Source organism: Vibrio aquimaris, from assembly GCF_009363415.1.
In the GTDB taxonomy this organism is placed as follows: domain Bacteria; phylum Pseudomonadota; class Gammaproteobacteria; order Enterobacterales; family Vibrionaceae; genus Vibrio; species Vibrio aquimaris.
Window position 1 is genome coordinate 1,908,308 of record NZ_CP045350.1, and the last position, 20,394, is coordinate 1,928,701.

At 42.7% G+C, this 20,394-nt stretch carries 17 protein-coding genes; 11 read left to right on the plus strand and 6 right to left on the minus strand.

The genetic code is table 11. The features are described from left to right. The first annotated feature begins 191 nt into the window (after positions 1-191). Positions 192-746, plus strand: a complete 555-nt coding sequence (locus FIV01_RS08905; protein ID WP_152430688.1) for a hypothetical protein — start codon at positions 192-194, stop codon at positions 744-746. 47 nt (positions 747-793) lie between these two features. Here the strand turns inward: FIV01_RS08905 and FIV01_RS08910 are convergent, their stop codons facing one another. Further along, entirely contained in the window at positions 794-1,381 is a 588-nt protein-coding gene (locus FIV01_RS08910; RefSeq protein WP_152430689.1) for a TfoX/Sxy family DNA transformation protein, read from the minus strand. A gap of 345 nt (positions 1,382-1,726) precedes the next feature. Between FIV01_RS08910 and FIV01_RS08915 the strand changes: the two genes are divergently transcribed. The 7 genes from FIV01_RS08915 (at position 1,727) to FIV01_RS08945 (ending at position 9,346) form a co-directional block, all read left to right on the plus strand. Continuing rightward, complete coding sequence (locus tag FIV01_RS08915) at positions 1,727-2,647, plus strand: HDOD domain-containing protein (RefSeq protein WP_152430690.1); 921 nt, start codon at positions 1,727-1,729, stop codon at positions 2,645-2,647. Positions 2,648-2,675: 28 nt separating this feature from the next. Beyond that, positions 2,676-3,590: a LysO family transporter gene (locus tag FIV01_RS08920; protein ID WP_152430691.1), complete on the plus strand. Its 915-nt coding sequence runs from the start codon at positions 2,676-2,678 to the stop codon at positions 3,588-3,590. A gap of 105 nt (positions 3,591-3,695) precedes the next feature. After that, positions 3,696-4,211: a hypothetical protein gene (locus FIV01_RS08925; RefSeq protein WP_152430692.1), complete on the plus strand. Its 516-nt coding sequence runs from the start codon at positions 3,696-3,698 to the stop codon at positions 4,209-4,211. Positions 4,212-4,351: 140 nt separating this feature from the next. Then, positions 4,352-5,998: a pyridoxal-dependent aspartate 1-decarboxylase PanP gene (gene panP / locus FIV01_RS08930; protein ID WP_152430693.1), complete on the plus strand. Its 1,647-nt coding sequence runs from the start codon at positions 4,352-4,354 to the stop codon at positions 5,996-5,998. 263 nt (positions 5,999-6,261) lie between these two features. Continuing rightward, entirely contained in the window at positions 6,262-7,116 is an 855-nt protein-coding gene (locus tag FIV01_RS08935) for a MurR/RpiR family transcriptional regulator (RefSeq protein ID WP_114784521.1), read from the plus strand. A gap of 101 nt (positions 7,117-7,217) precedes the next feature. After that, complete coding sequence (locus tag FIV01_RS08940) at positions 7,218-7,484, plus strand: GrxA family glutaredoxin (protein WP_114784519.1); 267 nt, start codon at positions 7,218-7,220, stop codon at positions 7,482-7,484. A 179-nt stretch (positions 7,485-7,663) separates the two neighbouring features. Further along, entirely contained in the window at positions 7,664-9,346 is a 1,683-nt protein-coding gene (locus FIV01_RS08945; RefSeq protein WP_152430694.1) for an aspartate:alanine antiporter, read from the plus strand. A 44-nt stretch (positions 9,347-9,390) separates the two neighbouring features. On the opposite strand, the gene FIV01_RS08950 is transcribed toward FIV01_RS08945, so the two are convergent. The 4 genes from FIV01_RS08950 to FIV01_RS08965 all read right to left on the minus strand — a co-directional run bounded on the left by FIV01_RS08950 (position 9,391) and on the right by FIV01_RS08965 (position 12,532). Further along, a complete protein-coding gene (locus tag FIV01_RS08950) occupies positions 9,391-10,068 on the minus strand; it encodes an ABC transporter permease (RefSeq protein WP_152430695.1) in 678 nt (225 codons plus the stop codon). Positions 10,069-10,071: 3 nt separating this feature from the next. Beyond that, a complete protein-coding gene (locus FIV01_RS08955; protein WP_114784513.1) occupies positions 10,072-10,812 on the minus strand; it encodes an ABC transporter permease in 741 nt (246 codons plus the stop codon). Positions 10,813-10,926: 114 nt separating this feature from the next. Continuing rightward, a complete protein-coding gene (locus FIV01_RS08960; protein WP_152430696.1) occupies positions 10,927-11,697 on the minus strand; it encodes an ABC transporter substrate-binding protein in 771 nt (256 codons plus the stop codon). Positions 11,698-11,761: 64 nt separating this feature from the next. Beyond that, a complete protein-coding gene (locus FIV01_RS08965; protein WP_152431699.1) occupies positions 11,762-12,532 on the minus strand; it encodes an ABC transporter ATP-binding protein in 771 nt (256 codons plus the stop codon). A 613-nt stretch (positions 12,533-13,145) separates the two neighbouring features. Between FIV01_RS08965 and FIV01_RS08970 the strand changes: the two genes are divergently transcribed. The 3 genes from FIV01_RS08970 to FIV01_RS08980 all read left to right on the plus strand — a co-directional run bounded on the left by FIV01_RS08970 (position 13,146) and on the right by FIV01_RS08980 (position 18,442). Beyond that, complete coding sequence (locus FIV01_RS08970) at positions 13,146-14,693, plus strand: DUF3360 family protein (protein WP_152430697.1); 1,548 nt, start codon at positions 13,146-13,148, stop codon at positions 14,691-14,693. A gap of 283 nt (positions 14,694-14,976) precedes the next feature. Continuing rightward, on the plus strand, positions 14,977-17,253 hold the full coding sequence (gene pflB, locus FIV01_RS08975) for a formate C-acetyltransferase (protein WP_152430698.1): 2,277 nt from the start codon (positions 14,977-14,979) through the stop codon (positions 17,251-17,253). 187 nt (positions 17,254-17,440) lie between these two features. After that, positions 17,441-18,442 (plus strand): lipid A deacylase LpxR family protein, encoded by a 1,002-nt coding sequence (locus FIV01_RS08980; RefSeq protein ID WP_415846743.1) that lies wholly within the window; start codon positions 17,441-17,443, stop codon positions 18,440-18,442. On the opposite strand, the gene FIV01_RS08985 is transcribed toward FIV01_RS08980, so the two are convergent. Beyond that, complete coding sequence (locus tag FIV01_RS08985; RefSeq protein WP_152430700.1) at positions 18,439-20,319, minus strand: methyl-accepting chemotaxis protein; 1,881 nt, start codon at positions 20,317-20,319, stop codon at positions 18,439-18,441. The two genes, FIV01_RS08980 and FIV01_RS08985, sit on opposite strands and share 4 nt — an antisense overlap. Positions 20,320-20,394: the final 75 nt, after the last annotated feature.

Here is a 20,394-nt window from a genome sequence, read left to right on the forward strand (position 1 = left end):
AAGATAAAGATGGGTAATGAATCTCTTTTTGAAATTCATTTTGGTGTAAATTTTGCTCTTTGATATAAAGAGTGACAAAACAATGACATTTTAGTGGTGTCATACCACGAGAATGCATTATGATGTTATGGTATGACAGTGCTCAGTCGCAATAGACCGAGGAAATTAACAAGAAAAGGTTTTTCTTTCATATGCGTAATAAAATCTTAGCTGCTGCCATAGTGCTAGCATCCGGTCAAACTCTTGCAGAGACGGACCCAAACAGCCCCGCCGTAATGAGTAACTTTAGCTACGATTACATAGAAGCCAGAATTGGAGCAAGCCCAGTAACCTTCGGTACTGCTGTAAGTAAGTCTGTCCACCCAAATGCTCACTTCATCGGTAGAATCGACTCTGAGTTCGAAGGAGATTATGATGCAGCCGCAGGTTTTGGCTTTCATGCTCCGATCAATAACTGGGCGGACTTTACTGGTGAAATGCTCTTCCGCGTAGTGGATTTTGATGGCAGAGAAGGCAAAGGCAGCGATACCGGTATGGAATTGAATTTAGGTGTTCGCCAGTGGCTGGGGCCTCAACTCGAAGTCGGAGGCAAAGCTGGTTACGTAAACATCGATAATGATGACGATTGGATTGGTTCTGCATACGCTCGCTTTCATGCGACAGAGCTATTTTCTATCGGGGGTGAAGTTAGGATCAACGACTTCTATGGCGACCAGCTAATGTTCACAACACGTTTTAAACTCTAATGATCAAAAGCCGAGTGACACTCGGCTTTTCTTGAACCTATCATTATTTAAATGCAACTTGCGAGCAATTGACGCTTACGCGGTTCTTGAATCAACTTCCAGTGTACGCCATCTATTGCACCGGCAAACTTCCAAAGTAGCTTCACATCAACATCATTGCCATATGTGGCTTTCACCTTTGAGAACACTTTAGGAGCACCAAGCTCAACAAACGTATCTACATCGCCAATACCGGATTTTTTTACCATACGCTCAAGCGTTAGTTGCATATTTGGCAAGTCACGTAAACGACGACTGGCGGATGATTTTTTATGATGTCGCTGAGAAACAGAAAATTGCATTGATTGCCGCACAATATCGTCAAGCTTTGCGCTTCTCGAAAGAAAAAGGCGCGTTACATCATAATAGTTCACCGTTGCTGTCGTCTGTTTTTTTACGTGACGGTATTTGGTACACCCCAACTGCATCAATTGCCTATCGAGTTGTTCTCCCCCCCGAATAAACACTTGCCCAGAACTAATCAAGGCAAACATGGCACCTTGTTTAAAGAGGCCCAGCCCACCAAACATTGAACGCTTTTGGAAACTCCCGAACTTATTTACATACGAGATAAAGTTTTGCTCTGTCATATCCATGATCCTTTTAAACCAGAAAACCCCGATTATTTGACGATCACCAGATGGCAGCAGATATAAGCGAAAAAATATACCTGTGTCAGAAAACCTCTAAGTTATGATTTGTTTTGACCTCTGACTCCAAGTCCATAAATGGTAGTTAACGATAAAAAATATGTCTATGCACAGATCACATCAATCCGGCTAGACTAGCTCTAAAGCGCGACTAAAATCACATAAAGTATCTTTCCATACTGAGTCAACATCAATATACACATATGCAAATCCATATTTTATATCAATGATTTGCATAATGATTACTATGCTAGGTAAAATATATATGGTAGAAGATAACGCTTAATTAGAATGAACCATCTGTCTTTTTTTTGGCTTCCCGAAAACGAGGAGCTCTTGATCAAAGGTATTGAGTCTGAATTCAATACCTTGGTAGAACATGCCATTACATCTGGTAAAATAACATTACCTCCAATCCCTGAAGTCGTACTAAAAATACAAAGGCTCTGTACTAAAGATTGCACGACTGTATTTGATATCGCTGATTGTTTGTTTGAAGATCCTGGCCTTGCCGCTATCGTTATCAGAGTAGCAAACTCAGTGATTTTTAACCGTCGTAATATTACCTGTACTGACATTGTCACAGCCGTTTCACGTCTGGGAATCTTGAGAGTTCGCGATATAGTCACGGCCCAAGCAATAGAACAACTTAAACATTCCGTAAATTTAAGTCGCGGATGCAATCAAATGCTTATAAATAGCGCCAGCACTTCACGAGAGCTTGCTGCAACTATGGTGATGGTGGCAAAGGGTTTCAAAGAAATCTCCCCCAGTGATTATGAGTACCTAGAGACAGATAAGGCATTGCTGACAGGGTTGCTAGCAGATATTGGGTTTTTCTGCATTGTTAGCGAATACCATACTTATCTAGAAAAAGGGAATTACCTAGATGAAGACATCGCATTTCAGGTATTTAACAACTTATGTGCTGGTGCGAGTGAACTGGTATTAAAACAGTGGGGTTTTGACCATGATTTTATTGATGTTGCAAGTAACAACGCCACTCAAATAAAGAAAGTTAATGTCAGCTACCTCGATGTAGCCCGTATTGCTAATCATATTCTCATGTTCCGCCGTCAAGATAACCAAATCGATGAACATACTGTCGAATTTGATGTTACGGGGGCAGATATACTATACAAATTGAGTAATTTGAGTGATATTGAGTTCAAATCAAAAATCAATGAACTCATCAGCGCTAGCGGTTTATAAACTAGGCTAGCCATTACTTAGGGATATCATGCCTACGGGAATGCTTTTTATTTTTGCCCCACTCCTTGTGGGGTACCTTATTCAAACGTCAAATACCGCTTTTCTCTCCGGAGTTAATCGGGCAACAAATTATTTAATTGTTGTTATCTTGGCTTTAATGGGATTGAGTCTGGCTTCACTAGATAATCTGGGTCAAAATCTACAGTTGATACTTAAGTATGTTGTTGTCTTCTCTGTATGTATTGGACTAAGCAACTTAGCGGCACTTCCAATCGTTGATAAGCTCTTCCCAATTAGGGTTGAAAGCAAAAAAAATACCCTTTCACTTTCAACTATGGCTTTCGAGTCAATAAAGCTAATTCTCTTTGTTGGCATAGGTCTGGTTGCGGGCAGACTTCTATACATAGATCTAAGCTGGGTGGATATAGCAAGTGAATCTGTTTTATTCGTTCTCTTATTTCTGATTGGGATTCAACTCAGAAATAGTGGGCTCTCCTTACGTCAAATTTTACTCAACAAGCAAGGAATGATCATTGCCATCACTATAATTACAACTTCAATTTTGGGAGGAGCTGTGGCTGCAGTGATACTTGACTTGGAACTTTATCAAGCACTCGCCATGTCTTGTGGGTTTGGTTGGTATTCTTTATCAGGGATTCTCATGGGGGATGCTTTTGGACCAATATTTGGCGGAGCGTCATTTATGATTGAACTAGTTAGAGAACTCGTTGCCTTAGTTATGATTCCACTGGTTATACATTCACGACCTAGTGTCGCTATAGGTTACGCAGGAGCTACAGCAATGGATTTTACATTGCCAATTATTCAAAGTACTGGAGGCGTTCGCTGCGTACCGATTGCCATTGTCAGTGGATTCATTTTGAGCCTATTAGTACCTTTATTGATGCTGTTCTTTGTCTCTCTTGTAGAGCAGATCGCATGATTTTATCTTTCATTTCATTATATTAATGACTCAGCCATGCTATACAATTTAATGAATAATATTGAGTGACTTAATAATATATAACCTTAGAAAAAAGGAATAATTATGACACGTCTACTGATTGCATTGTTGTTAGGAGCAACCTCTACCATGGTTGCCGCAGCCGACAATGCATGTTTATCCAAGAAATACGATGCTTACATTGATGCTTCTCTTCATTGGTATGAAGATTTAGCCAAGCTAACTAGCGAACAATTCCCTGACCTAAAAGAAGTCAGTGAATGGTTCTTAGAAGGTCGAAAAAACCATTTTGAGCTCAACAGAGCGGCTGTCCACTACTATTTAGAAAATGACCCTTCGAAGATTGCCGTAAACCAACCAGTCGAGTCTTGGCTCTTACTCGAGCAGAAAGATATTAAGACTTTATCGTCTCGCAGTGATGAATTAGGTCGACTGGCTCAAGTAACCTACAGTGATCGTCAATCAAAACCACATGACCAAAACTATGATCTTAGGTCTGCTTTTGCTGATTTGTTAAGTCATCCAACCAAAATTGATAGTGCACTTAAACGTTATAACCAAGCTATCAAAGACTTAGAAAGCATGTCATGTGAAACCTAGCCTTGGTGTCACTGCCAAGAATATTATCAAAGCAGTGACACTTCACATTGCCAGAGAAGATCAAGCAATTAACTCGGGACTTTAAACCGATTTTCGTTTAGATTGGCGCGGCAACAGAGTGACAAGAGCAAAGTAGTTGTATGATAACCAAACATAAAACGGCTGACGTAAGCTTCGACAGTCTGCTTAAAATATTTACTGTCCCTGAAGGGCCCGATTCAACACTGACTAAAATCGAAGAAAGGCTCTCGCAAAACCTTAATCAATTTTTACGTGAACATATTGTGGCAGAAGAGAAGCCCCTAAAAGAGATTGAAAAAGACTTCTTCTATTCCACTATTCCAGAGAGTCCAGAGTTTGTCTCTGAGCATACTCAGCACCTCCTTGATACCTTAGTTTCACACTCGGTTCATACCTCAGCACCAAGCTTCATCGGACATATGACATCAGCATTGCCCTATTTTTTGATGCCGTTGTCAAAAATCATGATCGCTCTCAATCAAAACTTGGTGAAAATAGAAACATCCAAAGCCTTTACCCCGTTAGAACGTCAAGTACTAGGCATGCTGCATCGATTGGTATATAACCAAAATGACGATTTCTACACAAAGTGGATGCACAGCGCACAACATTCACTCGGTGCTTTTTGCTCGGGTGGAACAATCGCAAACATCACCGCCCTTTGGGTTGCGAGAAACAATGCATTAAAAGCACAAGGAGAATTTCAGGGTGTAGAGAAAGAGGGGCTTTTCAGAGCGATGCAACATTATGGTTATCAAGGCCTTGCCATTCTGGTATCAGAAAGAGGACATTACTCTCTGAAAAAATCTGCCGATTTGCTGGGACTTGGCCAGCAAGGTTTAGTCGCGGTCAAAACCGACCATAACAATCGTATATGCCCACATGCATTGAACGAAAAGATTGTTGAGTTAAAGAAAAAAAATATCAAACCGTTTGCGGTTATAGGAGTAGCAGGGACCACAGAAACAGGCTCGATTGACCCTTTACCTGAGATGGCCGAGATATGCCGTGAGCACGACTGCCATTTTCATATCGACGCAGCTTGGGGCGGCGCTACCCTAATGTCAAATAACTACCGTTATCTCTTACAAGGTGTTGAAAAAGCGGATTCAATTACCATCGATGCCCACAAACAGCTTTATGTTCCCATGGGGGCTGGAATGGTTCTCTTCAAGGATCCCGAAGCCATGAAATCTGTTGAGCACCACGCACAATATATACTTCGAAAAGGCTCAAAAGACTTAGGCAGTCATACCTTGGAAGGTTCTCGATCCGGTATGGCGATGCTGGTTTACGCCGCAATGCATATTATTAGCCGCCCGGGTTATCAGCTGCTTATCGATGAGAGTATCGAAAAAGCCAAGTATTTTGCCACACTAATACAGGCGCAAGATGATTTTGAGTTGATATCAGAACCTGAGCTTTGCTTACTAACCTATCGTTATATTCCCTCTGAAGTACGTGAGGCACTTAAACTTGCTTCACCAGAGTGCAGAAAACACCTCAATGAGTTAATCAATGAACTGACTCAATTTATCCAAAAACGCCAACGAGAAACAGGAAAATCATTTGTTTCGAGAACACGTTTAAACCCGGCTCGCTGGGGTAAACTTAATACGATTGTATTTCGCGTCGTTCTGGCAAACCCGCTTACGGGACACGATATACTCAGTTCAGTACTAGAAGAGCAAAGAAACATCGCTCAGCAAGCACCCAATTTGATGGCAAAAATCCTAGCAACATCCCAAACCATTGAAGCGAGTTGAAAATTTCTTTCTAAATAAGTGTAACTTGCCTACCATTGGACCTCTTTAAGAGAAGGTTTTTGCAAAGATAAAGACTATTTTATCTCTTTGAGACATATTTAGTTTGAGGCCTGTCATGTTTACACTTATCGAAGAGTGTAAATATTACAGTAAACCTTAAGCTTGGGTTTATACTGGGCCACATGGCGCTGGTTGGCAATTGTACGTAAGTAATAACGCCTTAAATTATCCAGCAAGTTGTTCTCTATACCTTTGTGAACACTATGAATACAATAGAAAAAATTCAGAAAAATCTAGAAAACTTCAGCAAGTCGGAGCGCAAAGTTGCTGAAGTCATAATGGCATCGCCTCAAACCGCCATTCATTCTAGTATTGCTACTCTTGCGAAAATGGCTGATGTCAGCGAGCCGACCGTAAACCGCTTCTGTCGTAGGCTAGATACTAAAGGCTTCCCTGACTTCAAGCTTCATCTTGCTCAAAGCCTTGCTAACGGAACTCCTTATGTCAATCGTAATGTTGAAGAAGATGATGGCCCAGATGCCTATACACATAAAATCTTTGAGTCCACAATGGCCTGCTTGGATGTGGCAAAAAATAGCTTAGATTCTATGCAGATCAATCGAGCGGTTGATCTTCTCACTCAAGCCAAACGCATCTCTTTCTTTGGTTTAGGTGCATCTTCGGCCGTTGCCCGTGACGCTCAAAATAAGTTCATTCGCTTTAACATCCCTATCACCTGTTTTGAAGACATCGTTATGCAGCGAATGAGCTGTATTAATTGTACGGATAACGACGTCATTGTTCTGATATCACATACTGGTCGTACGAAAAGCTTGGTTGAGATTGCCAACCTTGCTCGTGAAAATGGAGCCACCGTTATCGCAATAACGGCGAAAGATTCTCCGTTGGATCAAGCGAGCTCTCTTTCCATTTCACTGAACGTCCCTGAAGACACGGATGTGTACATGCCAATGGCAAGTCGCGTCGTGCAAATGACAGTAATTGATGTACTGGCAACAGGCTTCACGTTAAGACGTGGTTCAGGCTTTAGAGACAACCTAAAACGGGTTAAAGAAGCGCTTAAGGACTCACGCTACGACAAATTATCTCACTTCTAAACAAATAGGTTTGACCTATCGAACCAACAGGTAAATGCCTCTTTATTTTTCAGCTCGATTCGGGCATAGTGGCGCCTATCAGAATAAAGGAGAATGACAATATGTTCGTAGTTATCTTTGGTCGTCCAGCCTGCCCTTACTGTGTTCGTGCAAAGGAACACGCTGAGACATTGAAAGCAAAACGTGATGACTTTAACTACCGTTATGTAGATATTCATGCAGAGGGCATTTCAAAAGCTGACCTTGAGAAAACTGTCGGAAAGCCAGTGGAAACTGTTCCACAAATCTTCATTGATGAAAACCATATCGGTGGCTGTGATGACTTTGAAGCGTATGCAAAAGAACATTTAGGTCTGTTTGACGCATAATCAGAATTTGTTGAAGCCGCTTAATATAGCGGCTTTTTTGTACCTGTTATTTAATCCTATTGCAAAATATTTGGCACAAGTCAGTAAATCGTCAATTATACAAATTAACACTTATCATTTCTCTTTATTAAGTTACAATTTGCTCACTTAATCTATGGCACCGAAGTAAGAGCTGCCCCGTGAACATTGATGTTTTATCTCTGCTTGAGCAAAACCCTATTCTACTAATTTTTGTTGCACTCGCTATTGGCTTAGCCATAGGAAAAATTCGCTTTGGTAATCTGCAACTCGGCAATTCCATCGGTGTTTTGCTCACTTCATTAGTCATGGGACATCTGGGTTTTACATTCAATGCAGACGCATTGACCGTCGGGTTTATGTTATTTATCTACTGCGTTGGCATAGAGGCAGGTCCCAACTTCTTTGGTATCTTTTTTAGAGATGGTAAGCATTATTTCATTTTGAGTATGGTGGTCTTATCTAGCGCTATTTTTATCACCTACTTTGCCAGCCATAACCTAGGTCTTGATTTCGGACTCTCTGCCGGAATGATGGCTGGTGCACTTACGGCAACTCCTGTGCTGGTTGGCGCTCAAGATGCTCTCAACTCTGGTCTTGCCACCACGCCACATGCTATGGACTTTTCTGAGGTGATTGAAAACTTATCTGTTGGTTATGCCATGGCTTACCTAGTTGGTTTGATCAGCATGATTGCCTTTGCCAAATTGCTGCCAAAGCTTCAAAAGCAAAATTTGTCCGACTCTGCACAGCAGATAGCACAGGAACGAGGGTTGGGAAGTAATGGACAGCGTAAAGTTTATTTGCCTATCATTCGCGCCTACAGAGTTGGACAGGAGCTCATTGACTGGAGCGATGGAAAAAACCTTCGCGAATTGGGTATTTACCGCCAAACTGGTTGCTATATAGAGCGTATTCGTCGCAATGGGATCCTTGCCCACCCTGATGGCGACGCAATTTTGCAGCAAGGTGATGAAATTGCACTGCTTGGATTCCCTGATAGCCACGCGAGGCTCGATCCTAGTTTTCGTAATGGCAAGGAAGTGTTTGACCGCAACCTCCTAGACTTGCGAATCGTTGAAGAAGAAATCGTGGTAAAAAGCGATGCTATGGCAGGTAAACGTCTCTCTGATCTCAACTTATCCGAATACGGTTGTTTCCTTAACAGAGTTGTCCGAGCTCAAATAGAAATGCCCATGGATCTCGATATCGTACTGGCTAAAGGAGATGTTCTTCAAGTGAGTGGAGAAAAGAGCCGAGTTCATGGTTTAGCAGAAAAGATTGGGTTTATTTCCATCCATAGCCAGATGGCTGATCTGCTGGCATTTTGCAGCTTCTTTATCCTAGGGATTATGTTTGGATTGATCACCATGACTTTTGGTCAGGTATCGTTTGGCTTAGGTAATGCCGTAGGCCTTCTCCTCTCGGGGATTTCGCTAGGTTTCTTACGAGCTAACCACCCAACTTTTGGTTACGTACCTCAAGGTGCCTTAAACATGGTCAAAGACTTAGGCCTAATGTTTTTTATGGTTGGGATAGGCCTGAGCGCGGGTGGGAAAATGTTTGAACACCTTGCCGAATTCGGCCCACAAGTGATTGGCCTTTCGTTCTTGGTCAGCGTTGTTCCAGTAGCTCTTGCTTACCTCGTGGGCGCTTATATCCTGAAGATGAACAGAGCACTGCTATTTGGCGCTATCATAGGAGCTCGAACCTGCGCCCCAGCCATGGACATAGTCAATGACTATACCAAGTCAACTATTCCTGCGCTTGGCTATGCAGGTACATACGCGATTGCAAATATATTAATGACATTAGCTGGTACCGTGCTGATTATATTGAGCTGAAGTTTCAGACATAAAAAGCTTCCTACAGGAAGCTTTTTTTATCTTTAGCTAAGCGGCCTCAAATAGACGAGAAATCGCTTTTCAGCCTGTTTAAAGCACCAAATAATAATAAAGGTCAAACACATATAGAAAAGGCCGGCCGTCAGAAACGACTCAAAAGGGGCGTAATAACGAGAATTAACAAGGCGAGCAGCTCCGGTCAAATCCACTATGGTCACAATTCCAGCAACTGCGCTACCATGAAGCATAAAAATCACTTCGTTACTGTATGCTGGTAGAGCTCGGCGCAAGGCACTGGGTAGAATGATACGACGATACGTCATTAGTGTACTCATTCCATATGCTTTGGCCGCTTCTACTTCCCCTTTAGGTAGCCCATTTATCGCACCTCGAATTATTTCTGCGGTATAGGCAGAAGTATTGAGAACAAAAGCCACTAGAGCACAGAACCATGCATTTTCCCAAAGAGTATCTTTGACAGGAAAAAACTGATCCATACCGTAATAAATGAGGTAAAGCTGAACTAAGAGTGGAGTGCCACGAAAAAAGTAGATAAAAGCCCAACTCGGCCCTTTGAACAAGTAGTGAGTACTATTACGTGCGATACCTAATGGGATTGCAACAAATAGACCAATAATAAGAGAAGCAACCACCAGCCAAGTCGTGGTCCAGAGCCCCCCGAGATAAATTGGTAAACTTTCAATGATCAGTGAAAAATCCATCAACTACCTCGTATGGATACTGAATTTACGCTCAACAAGTTTGAGTAACCCCGTTGAGACACTGGTAAAAAATAGAAAAATGACAGCAACTGTCATGTAAAAGGTAAATGGCATTTTTGTTGAGCCAGCAGCTAGTGCGCTCATACGAACCATGTCTTCTAAACCAATAATCGAGACAAGTGCCGTGGTTTTAAGAAGCACAAGCCAGTTGTTTCCAAAACCTGGCAGAGCATGGCGAATCATTTGTGGCAACAAAATACGACGAAAAGCGAGTGCTGAGCTCATACCATATGCCTTGGCCGCTTCCAACTCCCCTCTATCGACCGCCATGATAGCACCACGAAACGTTTCCGCCATATAGGCGCCAAAGATAAACCCAATGGTAAGAACACCTGCTATAAATGGGCTTACGTCGATATAGTCGGGTAAATATGAGGTCCACTCATGACTTGGGTCACTTGCAGTAAACCATTCATTTAGCCATTCGTTGATTGAATACAAACTATTGTTGAGTAATATTTGCCCACCGAAGAATATTAACATCATTAATACAAGATCAGGGATACCGCGAATAACAGTGGTGTATAACGTCGCAATCGCTCTCGCCCAGCGATAAGGTGCCATCTTTGCCAAAGCCCCCAACATCCCTAGCACCATCGCGAGCAGCAAAGAGAGCAGCGCGACTTCAATAGTCACTATGGCCCCTTTCAATATAGAGGCTTCGTATCCTTGTAAATCCAACATAGGTAAGTTCCTAAGCTCTGGGTTTAAATCATTGGTTAGTTCTGAATAACAGTTAGAATGAAAAAGACCGCTGACCTACCCCAGAAAGCACATCAGCGGGCCTTTTAGTCAAGATTATTGCCCGTAAACATCGTAGTCAAAGTACTTATCGGCAATCTTTTGGTATTCACCTTTTTCACGAAGTGATGCAATCGCTTCATCTAACTTTTCAGTCAAATCTTTGTCTTGCTTACGTACTGCAATACCAAAACCTTCGCCAAACCACTTAGGGTCTGTTAGTGAAGGCCCGACAAACTCGTACGCATCACCACCCGCTTTGTTTAAGACCCCTTCCTCAAGAGCAGAAGCATCGCCCAAGACAGCAACAACTCGACCATTTGCTAGGTCAAGATAAGCTTCATCAAACGAGCCGTAACGGACAATTTCCACTTTATCGCCATAATTATCAGTTAGATACTTATCGTGCGTGGTCGCTCTTTGTACTGCAATTTTTTGCCCATCTAGGTTATCAAAGTCTAGATTAGCCCCTTTTTTGGCAATGAATTTATTCGGGATAAGAGCATATTTTCCGGTAAAGTCTACCTTCTTCTTGCGCTCTTCTGTAATCGACATAGCGGCAATAATTGCATCGTATTTACGCGCTAACAGCGATGGAATAATCCCATCCCAGTCTTGTGCAACAATCTTACATTTCACCTTCATTTCATTACATAGTGCATTGGCCATATCAACATCAAAGCCCTTCAAAGAGCCATCGGCTTCTGTCCAACTAAATGGAGGGTAAGCCCCTTCAATCCCAAAGCGAACTGTCTTCCATTCTTTCGCTTGAACAAGCCCTGTCAATGCGGTCGCAGCGAGAGCCGCTACTACTAGCCATTTTTTCATTTCATACTCCTTTAAACATGATTTCTTAATATTTGCAGAATCTGTGGTACGGATTACAACAGACTCAGTAGATAGATGAGATAAATTGTTGTAAACGCTCTGAATCTGGGTTAGTGAAGAGCTTAGCAGGCTCACCCTGCTCTTCCACTAGACCTTGATGTAAGAACATGACGTGGTTAGAAACATCGCGTGCAAATGCCATTTCGTGCGTTACAACTAGCATTGTCCTGCCTTCTTCAGCAAGATCTCGCATTACACCAAGAACTTCACCCACTAGCTCTGGATCGAGTGCTGAAGTGGGTTCATCAAACAGCATCACTTCAGGATCAACGGCAAGAGCTCTGGCTATTGCTGCTCGCTGCTGCTGGCCTCCTGAGAGATGACCTGGGTAATAATCTTTCCGCTCATAAAGACCGACTTTTTTCAGAAGTAGCTCAGCATTCTCTATAGCTTGAACTTTAGGAACACCAAGTACGTGTACTGGCGCTTCAATAACATTTTCAAGCACCGTCATGTGCGACCAAAGATTAAACCCTTGAAACACCATTGCCAATCTGGAACGTATACGCTGGACTTGTTTTTCACTCACAGGCACAGACTCACCTTGACGATTGGTTTTCATTTGGATCAACTCTCCGTTAACCCAAATTTCACCGTTAGTGGGCGTTTCTAAAAGATTTACACATCGTAGGAAAGTGCTTTTACCTGAACCAGATGAACCAATGATAGAGATCACGTCACCTTTGTGAGCTTGAAGAGAAATTCCCTTTAGCACCTCATTATGGCCAAAGGTCTTATGCAGTTCCTTTATATTTAGCGCGGCTGCATCATTCATGCGCTCATTACTCCCTGTTTTATTATCGCTTATCCAAACAAAGAAGCTTGGCACTGAAAGGCTAAATTCAAGCCTTATCTCGCTACAAACTAGCACCGCACCGCTTAACATGCAACAAATCATTAACCAGTCAAAAATGAATTCATAGTCACGTTAAATACATTTAAATGCAAATATTTTGCAGAACCAATCCATCAATCGCATAAAAACAAAAAGAGCAGAATGGTTAGACGCTAAAAGAAATTAACATTTTTATAAAAAACCGGAACCATCTCAATAATTTAATCAATAGAGAGATAAATTGCACAATTGGTTGCTTAACGCCTCTCATCAGTTTGAAAATCACTTTCACTTTTTCAATTCTCAATTCCCTAAATCACCTGATATGTAGTTAACTTTCATATTTATTTATAAGGTGATCTAAATCAATTCACCTCCCAATATTGCGGTTTACACTCACACAAAAGATAAAACTCTCAATAAGAGAGAGATCTTTCTCAACTGTTGGCCCATTACTATTTATGGCCCCAGAAAAGTAGTTAAGCACATCTGTGTATCTACACAATTTACTTCTTTAACTACAAACACTCTCTATGCTAAATATGAGGAATCTATGTCAGACGCAGCCAAAACATCGCATTCTGATTCAGATATCGAAGCCAAAAGCTATCGTGATCTCCACCGTCCAGCCTCCCAGTTTAGATGTCGCACAGACTACTTAGACCATGAGCTACAGATAATGAAACCCCGACGTTTCGGCTTGAACTTACCCTTAAGAGATTTCAGGTTTGAACTTGAAGACCTTGTGCCCGCTCTAGCAGGAACACTGGGTATTATCGCCATGTATTCAGCAGTAATGATGTCTTGGGCTGAAGGACTTACAGCTGCTTGGGACCACATCAACTTAGGCAAAGATTTTGCCATCGAGGTCTCACGCGTTGAGATGCTTATTCCAGCGTTTCTATTCTGCATATTGGCTTCAGGAATAGTGAACCCCAAAGCAAACTTGGCAGGCAATCACGGCCCTATGATCCCACTGATAGGAACCATTGCACTCGCCGGTGCCCACCCTCTCGCCTTAGCCATATTAATTGGTGTATTTGGCCTACTACTCAGTTTCTTTAAAGGTGGTTCTAAGTTGGTCAACCTAACTTCTGAAGGAACAGCGGGGGGCTTACTCATTTTTCTCGGTTTAACAGGCACCATGAGCCAGATTAACGCTATCCAAGACTGGGCGGTCGGACTTCAATCTCCATCTATTGCCGCTGGCAGTATGGGTTATGTAGGCTTAGTGGTGCTAGGCATTACTATTTCTTTATACGCGTTATTAGCAAAACTTAACAAACGCTGGCTCGCGATACCTGTTTGCGCCTTTACTGGCTTAGCCGTTGCGCTAACATTTGGGGCTGGTTTTGACATAGAGTTTGTTACTGAACCTGGCCTGCCTAACCTAAACCCAGCTTATTGGTGGGGCAATACTGAGCAAGGCTGGATGCTTGGCCTACCAAACGCCGAACATTTTATCGCATCTTTACCTTTTGCAATATTAGCTGTCGCCATGTGGTCACCGGATTTCCTTGGTCATCGAATTTTCCAAGAATTAAATTACCCTAAGAAAACCGAAAAAGTACTCATGGATGTTGATGACACTATGACTATGTGCTCGGTTCGTCAGATGGTCGGCACAGCAATAGGTGGTGGTAACATTACTTCGTCATGGGGAACCTATATGATCCCTGCTGCTATTGCCAAACGCCCAATCCCTGCTGGCTCAATTCTTCTGGGACTGCTTGTGATACTCATCGCTATTCTCGGGTTTCCAATGGATATTGCAGTATGGCCACCTGTTATGCGCGTCGCTCTGTTGGTAGGTGTATCTCTTCCACTTTTAGAGGCAGGCATGCAGATGGTCAAAGACTGCAAAGACTCACAAGCTGCAGGGATTTGTATCTTTGGCTCTGCGATTGTCAATCCTGTTTTAGCTTGGGCACTGACCATGCTCCTAGATAATAATGGCCTAATTGGTGATAAAGAGCGGGCAAAGCGCCTATCCTTTGTAGATAAAATCATTATTCCAGTCAGCGTATTGGTTATCTGCTTAGCCGCCATGCTCGCCGTAGGCATGCTTGAAGGCCAATACGGTATTCAAGCTTGGCTTTAGCACCCTACCTTTTGAGGGCAACACTATTGTTGCCCTTATTTTTGTTTAAAAAGTTTATCATTTATTGATTTAGTTTAAGGTTTGCAGTTTTTTTTTAAACTATTGTAGATATCGAAGGCAAACATCATTCACGAGTAGCAATATTTATGGTGAGACTGGATCTGGATAAATTTAGCCCACTATACATATTGTTATTCAAAAATTGAGTGTCGTTCTTGTATTAGAACTCTGGTTGGCTCAACGGCTAGATAGTGCTCATTTAAATTAATAAGGTAGGTATGTCATGGCAGAGCAATTTGCTAAAGCTTGGGAAGGTTTTGCTGAAGGTGATTGGCAAAATGAAGTCAATGTTCGTAATTTCATTCAAAACAACTATACCCCTTATGAGGGCGACGAATCTTTTCTAGTATCAGAAGGGACTGAAGCAACAAATGCTTTGTGGTCCAAAGTCATGGAAGGAATTAAGCAGGAAAATGCAACCCATGCTCCTGTTGACTTCGATACGTCCGTCATTTCAACCATAACTTCACATCAAGCTGGCTACATCAATAAAGACTTAGAAACTATTGTTGGCCTACAAACTGAAGCCCCGCTAAAACGCGCCATCATTCCTAATGGTGGTATTCGCATGGTGGAAGGCTCGTGCAAGGCTTACGAACGCGAACTCGATCCTCAAGTTAAAAAGATATTTACTGAATACCGTAAGACACATAATGCAGGTGTTTTCGATATCTACACTCCTGACATTTTAAAATGTCGAAAATCCGGCGTACTTACTGGTCTTCCTGATGCTTATGGTCGTGGACGCATTATCGGTGACTATCGCCGCGTCGCACTTTACGGTATCGACTACCTAATGAAAGATAAGTTGGCCCAGTTTGCTTCGCTGCAAGAGCGTTTCGAAAACGGTGATGATTTACAAATGACGATGCAACTTCGCGAAGAAATCGCTGAGCAGCATCGTGCCCTTGGCCAAATGAAAAAGATGGCAGAGTTTTATGGCTTTGATATCTCTCGTCCGGCAGAAACAGCCCAAGAAGCGATTCAATGGACTTACTTTGGGTACTTAGCTGCGGTTAAATCACAAAACGGTGCGGCTATGTCACTAGGTCGAACTTCTACCTTCCTAGATATCTACATTGAACGTGACATTGCTGCGGGCAAGATTGATGAAATCAGAGCTCAGGAAATGATTGATCACTTTGTCATGAAGTTACGCATGGTGCGTTTCCTTCGTACGCCTGAATATGATGATCTTTTCTCTGGCGACCCTATCTGGGCAACAGAGTCTATGGGCGGTATGGGGCTAGATGGTCGCACACTAGTAACCCGAACTAACTTCCGTTTCCTCAATAGTTTATACACTATGGGTCCATCACCTGAGCCAAATATTACCGTACTTTGGTCTGAGCAATTACCTGATGGATTTAAACGATTCTGTGCCAAGGTTTCGATCGATACGTCTTCTATTCAGTACGAGAACGATGACCTGATGCGCCCGGACTTTGAGTCAGATGACTATGCTATTGCATGTTGTGTTTCACCTATGGTGATTGGTAAACACATGCAATTCTTTGGTGCTCGCGCTAACCTTGCTAAGACACTACTTTATGTGATCAATGGCGGTGTCGATGAAAAGCTTAAGGTCCAAGTTGGTCCAGAGATGCCCAAAGTAGCAGACGAAGTTCTCAACTTTGACAGTGTTTGGGAAAAATTGGACCTGTTTATGGATTGGCTAGCCAAGCAATATGTTACGGCGCTAAATAGCATTCACTTCATGCATGATAAGTACAGCTACGAAGCAGCTCTCATGGCCCTTCATGACAGAGATGTTCGTCGTACTATGGCTTGTGGTATCGCAGGGTTATCTGTGGCGGCGGACTCATTATCTGCTATCAAATATGCCAAAGTAAAACCCGTTCGAGACGAAGACGGCATTGCCATTGACTTTGAAATCGAGGGTGACTATCCAAAATTTGGTAACAACGATGCGCGCGTTGATGACATTGCCTGTGAATTAGTCGAAGTGTTCATGAACAAAATTCGCTCACTAAAAACGTACCGCAATGCTATCCCAACTCAGTCTATCCTAACGATTACCTCTAATGTCGTATACGGCAAAAAGACAGGTAATACACCCGATGGACGCCGTGCTGGAGCACCATTTGCTCCTGGTGCTAACCCAATGCACGGTAGAGATGAAAAAGGCGCTGTCGCTTCGCTAACTTCAGTAGGAAAACTGCCTTTTGCTCATGCAAAAGATGGCATTTCATATACTTTCTCAATCGTACCCAATGCTTTGGGTAAAGAAGAGGGGTCACAAAGAGCAAACTTGGCCGGTCTTATGGATGGTTATTTCCACCATGAAGCAGGGATTGAAGGCGGTCAACACCTCAATGTTAATGTTTTGAACAGAGACACTCTTGAAGATGCGGTGAAACACCCAGAAAAATACCCGCAACTGACTATCCGCGTATCAGGCTATGCCGTTCGTTTTAATTCTCTAACGGCTGAGCAACAGCAAGATGTCATAGCAAGGACGTTTACCGAGTCTTTGTAAACATTTGCTAATCCTATGACTTAAAGCCCCATTTCGGGGCTTTTTTCCTCAACCAAATTATCCCCACTTCCTTGATCTCTATAGCAAATAATAGACACATTGCACAAATGTCTATCCCAATCATCGATTAATCCAGACTATCCTGTACTATCAAGACTCTTATTAAATTATGAGCAAGCCAATGAAAATCAAAAGCATTCTTTTTACCCCTCTCCTGCTGATTTCATCTGTCTGCCTTGCATCGGAAAAATCTACGTTGGCATTTACTATCGATAATGATGGCATTTTCGGTGTGGACAAAGATTATACTAGCGGGCTATTTCTGACCTATTCCACAGGGGCGATTACGCCTTATGCTATTTTCAGCCCTCTTAGCCTGTCATACTGGGGCGGCACATCATTAGATAAATTAGAATTTCTCATTGGCCACAAGATGTATACGCCTTCAGATATAGAGGCCACAACCCCACAAATCAATGACCGGCCTTATGCCGGATACTTTCACGGCGAGTTTAACTACATCAGCTTACATCCGCAGCAAGCCCAACGATTTAATCTCACCATAGGGGCAACGGGAGAGGATTCATTAGCAGAAGAGTCTCAAGACATCGTTCATGGCATTGTAGGATCGGATGAGCCCAGAGGATGGGTTTATCAGGTTGATGAGGGATACGTCGGCAGTGTAGGGTATTTGACTCATATTAACCTATGGCGAGATACCGCAATAGCTAATACAGACTGGGAAATATCTAGTGTTTCAGAGGTCAATTTGGGCAACTTTCGTAGTGATATATCAACGGGGTTGATGTTTCGCTGGGGAGCAGATCTCGCTGGTAGTATGGGAGCAGCGAACATAGATAATGAAAATCCGTTCCGTGCTAGCATGCTAGGCGCTTCAAAGTCAGGATGGTTCGCGTATGGTGGGATTGAAGCAAGGTACAGATTTAATGATGTTACTATTGAAGGTTCTCGTCCCGGTGTAGATACCTATGCAGCCCTAAATGGACATAACGCTAATATTTATGATGTCACACTAAAGGAAGACCAAGCGACGGCTGTTGCTGGAATAGCTTGGTATAACGAGCATTTTGGTGCCACTGCCACTGCCACTGTAAAAACAGCAGATTATGAAGAAGCTGATAAATCTATCTACAGCTCAGGCAGCTTATCACTGTATGCTTTTTTCTAAATTGTAAATCTCTGGCAGTCACTATTTAGGCTGCCGGCCCTCTCCTCAACGACTTGACTAACAGAACGTAACTGCTCATTGTTTTGTTCCAACTCTTTCATCGCACTAGAGATTTGAGTCATGCTATCAGCCATCGACTGACTGGTCGTAACCAATTCCTTAATTGAAGCAAAAATAACATCGGTCTGATGAGAGGCGTCATCTGCTTTTTCAGTAATGGTATGCATCGCCTGCATGGCCTCATGTCCCTTTTCTTGCCCTGTCTTCATCGAAGTTTCCGACCGCCCCATATACTGAATGACCTCGGCGCTCTCTTTCTTCATTATGTCTATGGTCTCAGAGATCTCCGCCACTGCATCCACTGTTCTCACCGCAAGGCTGCGCACTTCATCTGCAACAACAGCAAAGCCACGTCCTTGCTCACCGGCCCTAGCTGCTTCTATCGCTGCATTCAGTGCAAGTAAGTTTGTTTGCTCGGCAATACCATTAATAATGTCCATAACAGAATCAACCTTAGCCGATGCTTCTTCTAACTGCTGAATGTGTCCCGCAGCAGACGTTAAGATGGTGCCAACTTCTTCTATCGACCCAATAGCAGCCTTGATAATACGAGCTCCATTCTCTGCAGACTGAGTGGAACTGCGGCTAATTTCAGCCACCAGCTCCAGAGATCCAGAGACTTCTTGGGTAGTGATACTGACCTCTTCGGTCGCAGAGGCCAGAAGCTCGGTTTGCCCTAGTACTTCTGATTGATGGTGTGCTAATAGATCTAAACCCTTATTCAATTCGGCCGCATTCTCTGATAGAGCTTCACTGCTCGCTTGCACCCCTGATACGAGTTCACCCAAGTTCTCACATGTTTCATTTATGCTCGATGCCAGTCGATTAAACTCATCGTTGGGGTTTTTAGTAAGCGTCATACGCTTAGATAAATCCCCTTCTGACAAATTATGCAGAATCTCTCGAGTCTTCGCTAACGAACGAGAAAGCGAACTACTTTGCATGATAAAGATCGATATGGTGAACACTGCCAATACAATACACGCCACCAAAATTGACCATACCGTTTGACCTGAAGAGTTTTCCGCTGAAGATTGATACTGAGCGCTGATGGTACCAAGCTCACCAGTAGCAGCAGCAATAATGCTTTTAAGCTGCATTTTTGTAGAAATGAGTTGCTGTTCGACACTACCCAGTTGTTTTGAGAGCTCACTTACCCTTTTAAACGTAGCTTTATATTGTTCGATTTCTTTTTCGTAAAGGTCCAACATTGCATACACATTGGACATGCTTTCAAATGCACCCATGGCGCGATTAAACAACTTAAGGTTTTTCTCATTAGGTTGAAGCAAATAATTTTGTTGGGATTTCACCATTGCCTGAAAATCAGAATTGAGCGTCACCATACCTGTCTCAGCAATTTTTTGTTCAACAATAGTGGCGAGCTGCTTAAGCTCTCCCAATTTCCCTTCTTCGATATTGAACCCCAACTCCTGTTTGAGACCTAACCAAGGGATTACCGCCGCTTCGAAATCACCAATACTCGTTGCTAATTCAGTCGCATAGCTCTCCAAACCCAGTGTGTTTAAGAGAGACAAGTCATTGTTAACGGCGGCAACGATATCCGAGATGTCCTCTTTCGCTTTTGCTACTTGAGAGCCTTGCAAATTGTCTAATTCACTACTCAGTATGAGAATCTTGCTTTGAGTTTGGTATATCGAAATCGATCCAGACGATATATCACCACTGCGATTATACTGCTCACTCATATAAGTCAGTCGAGAAGAAGTAAACACCGCAAGCATAATAAAACCTATGGTTAGCACCATAAGAAACAAGGTGACTTTTTGTTTCTGAGAAAGCGCAAGTATATTCATAGAACATCCTTTTACATCAGTTGATGTATTCCAAACTTGCCTAGCCGACTTGTATGTATATAGTTAAAAAATTGT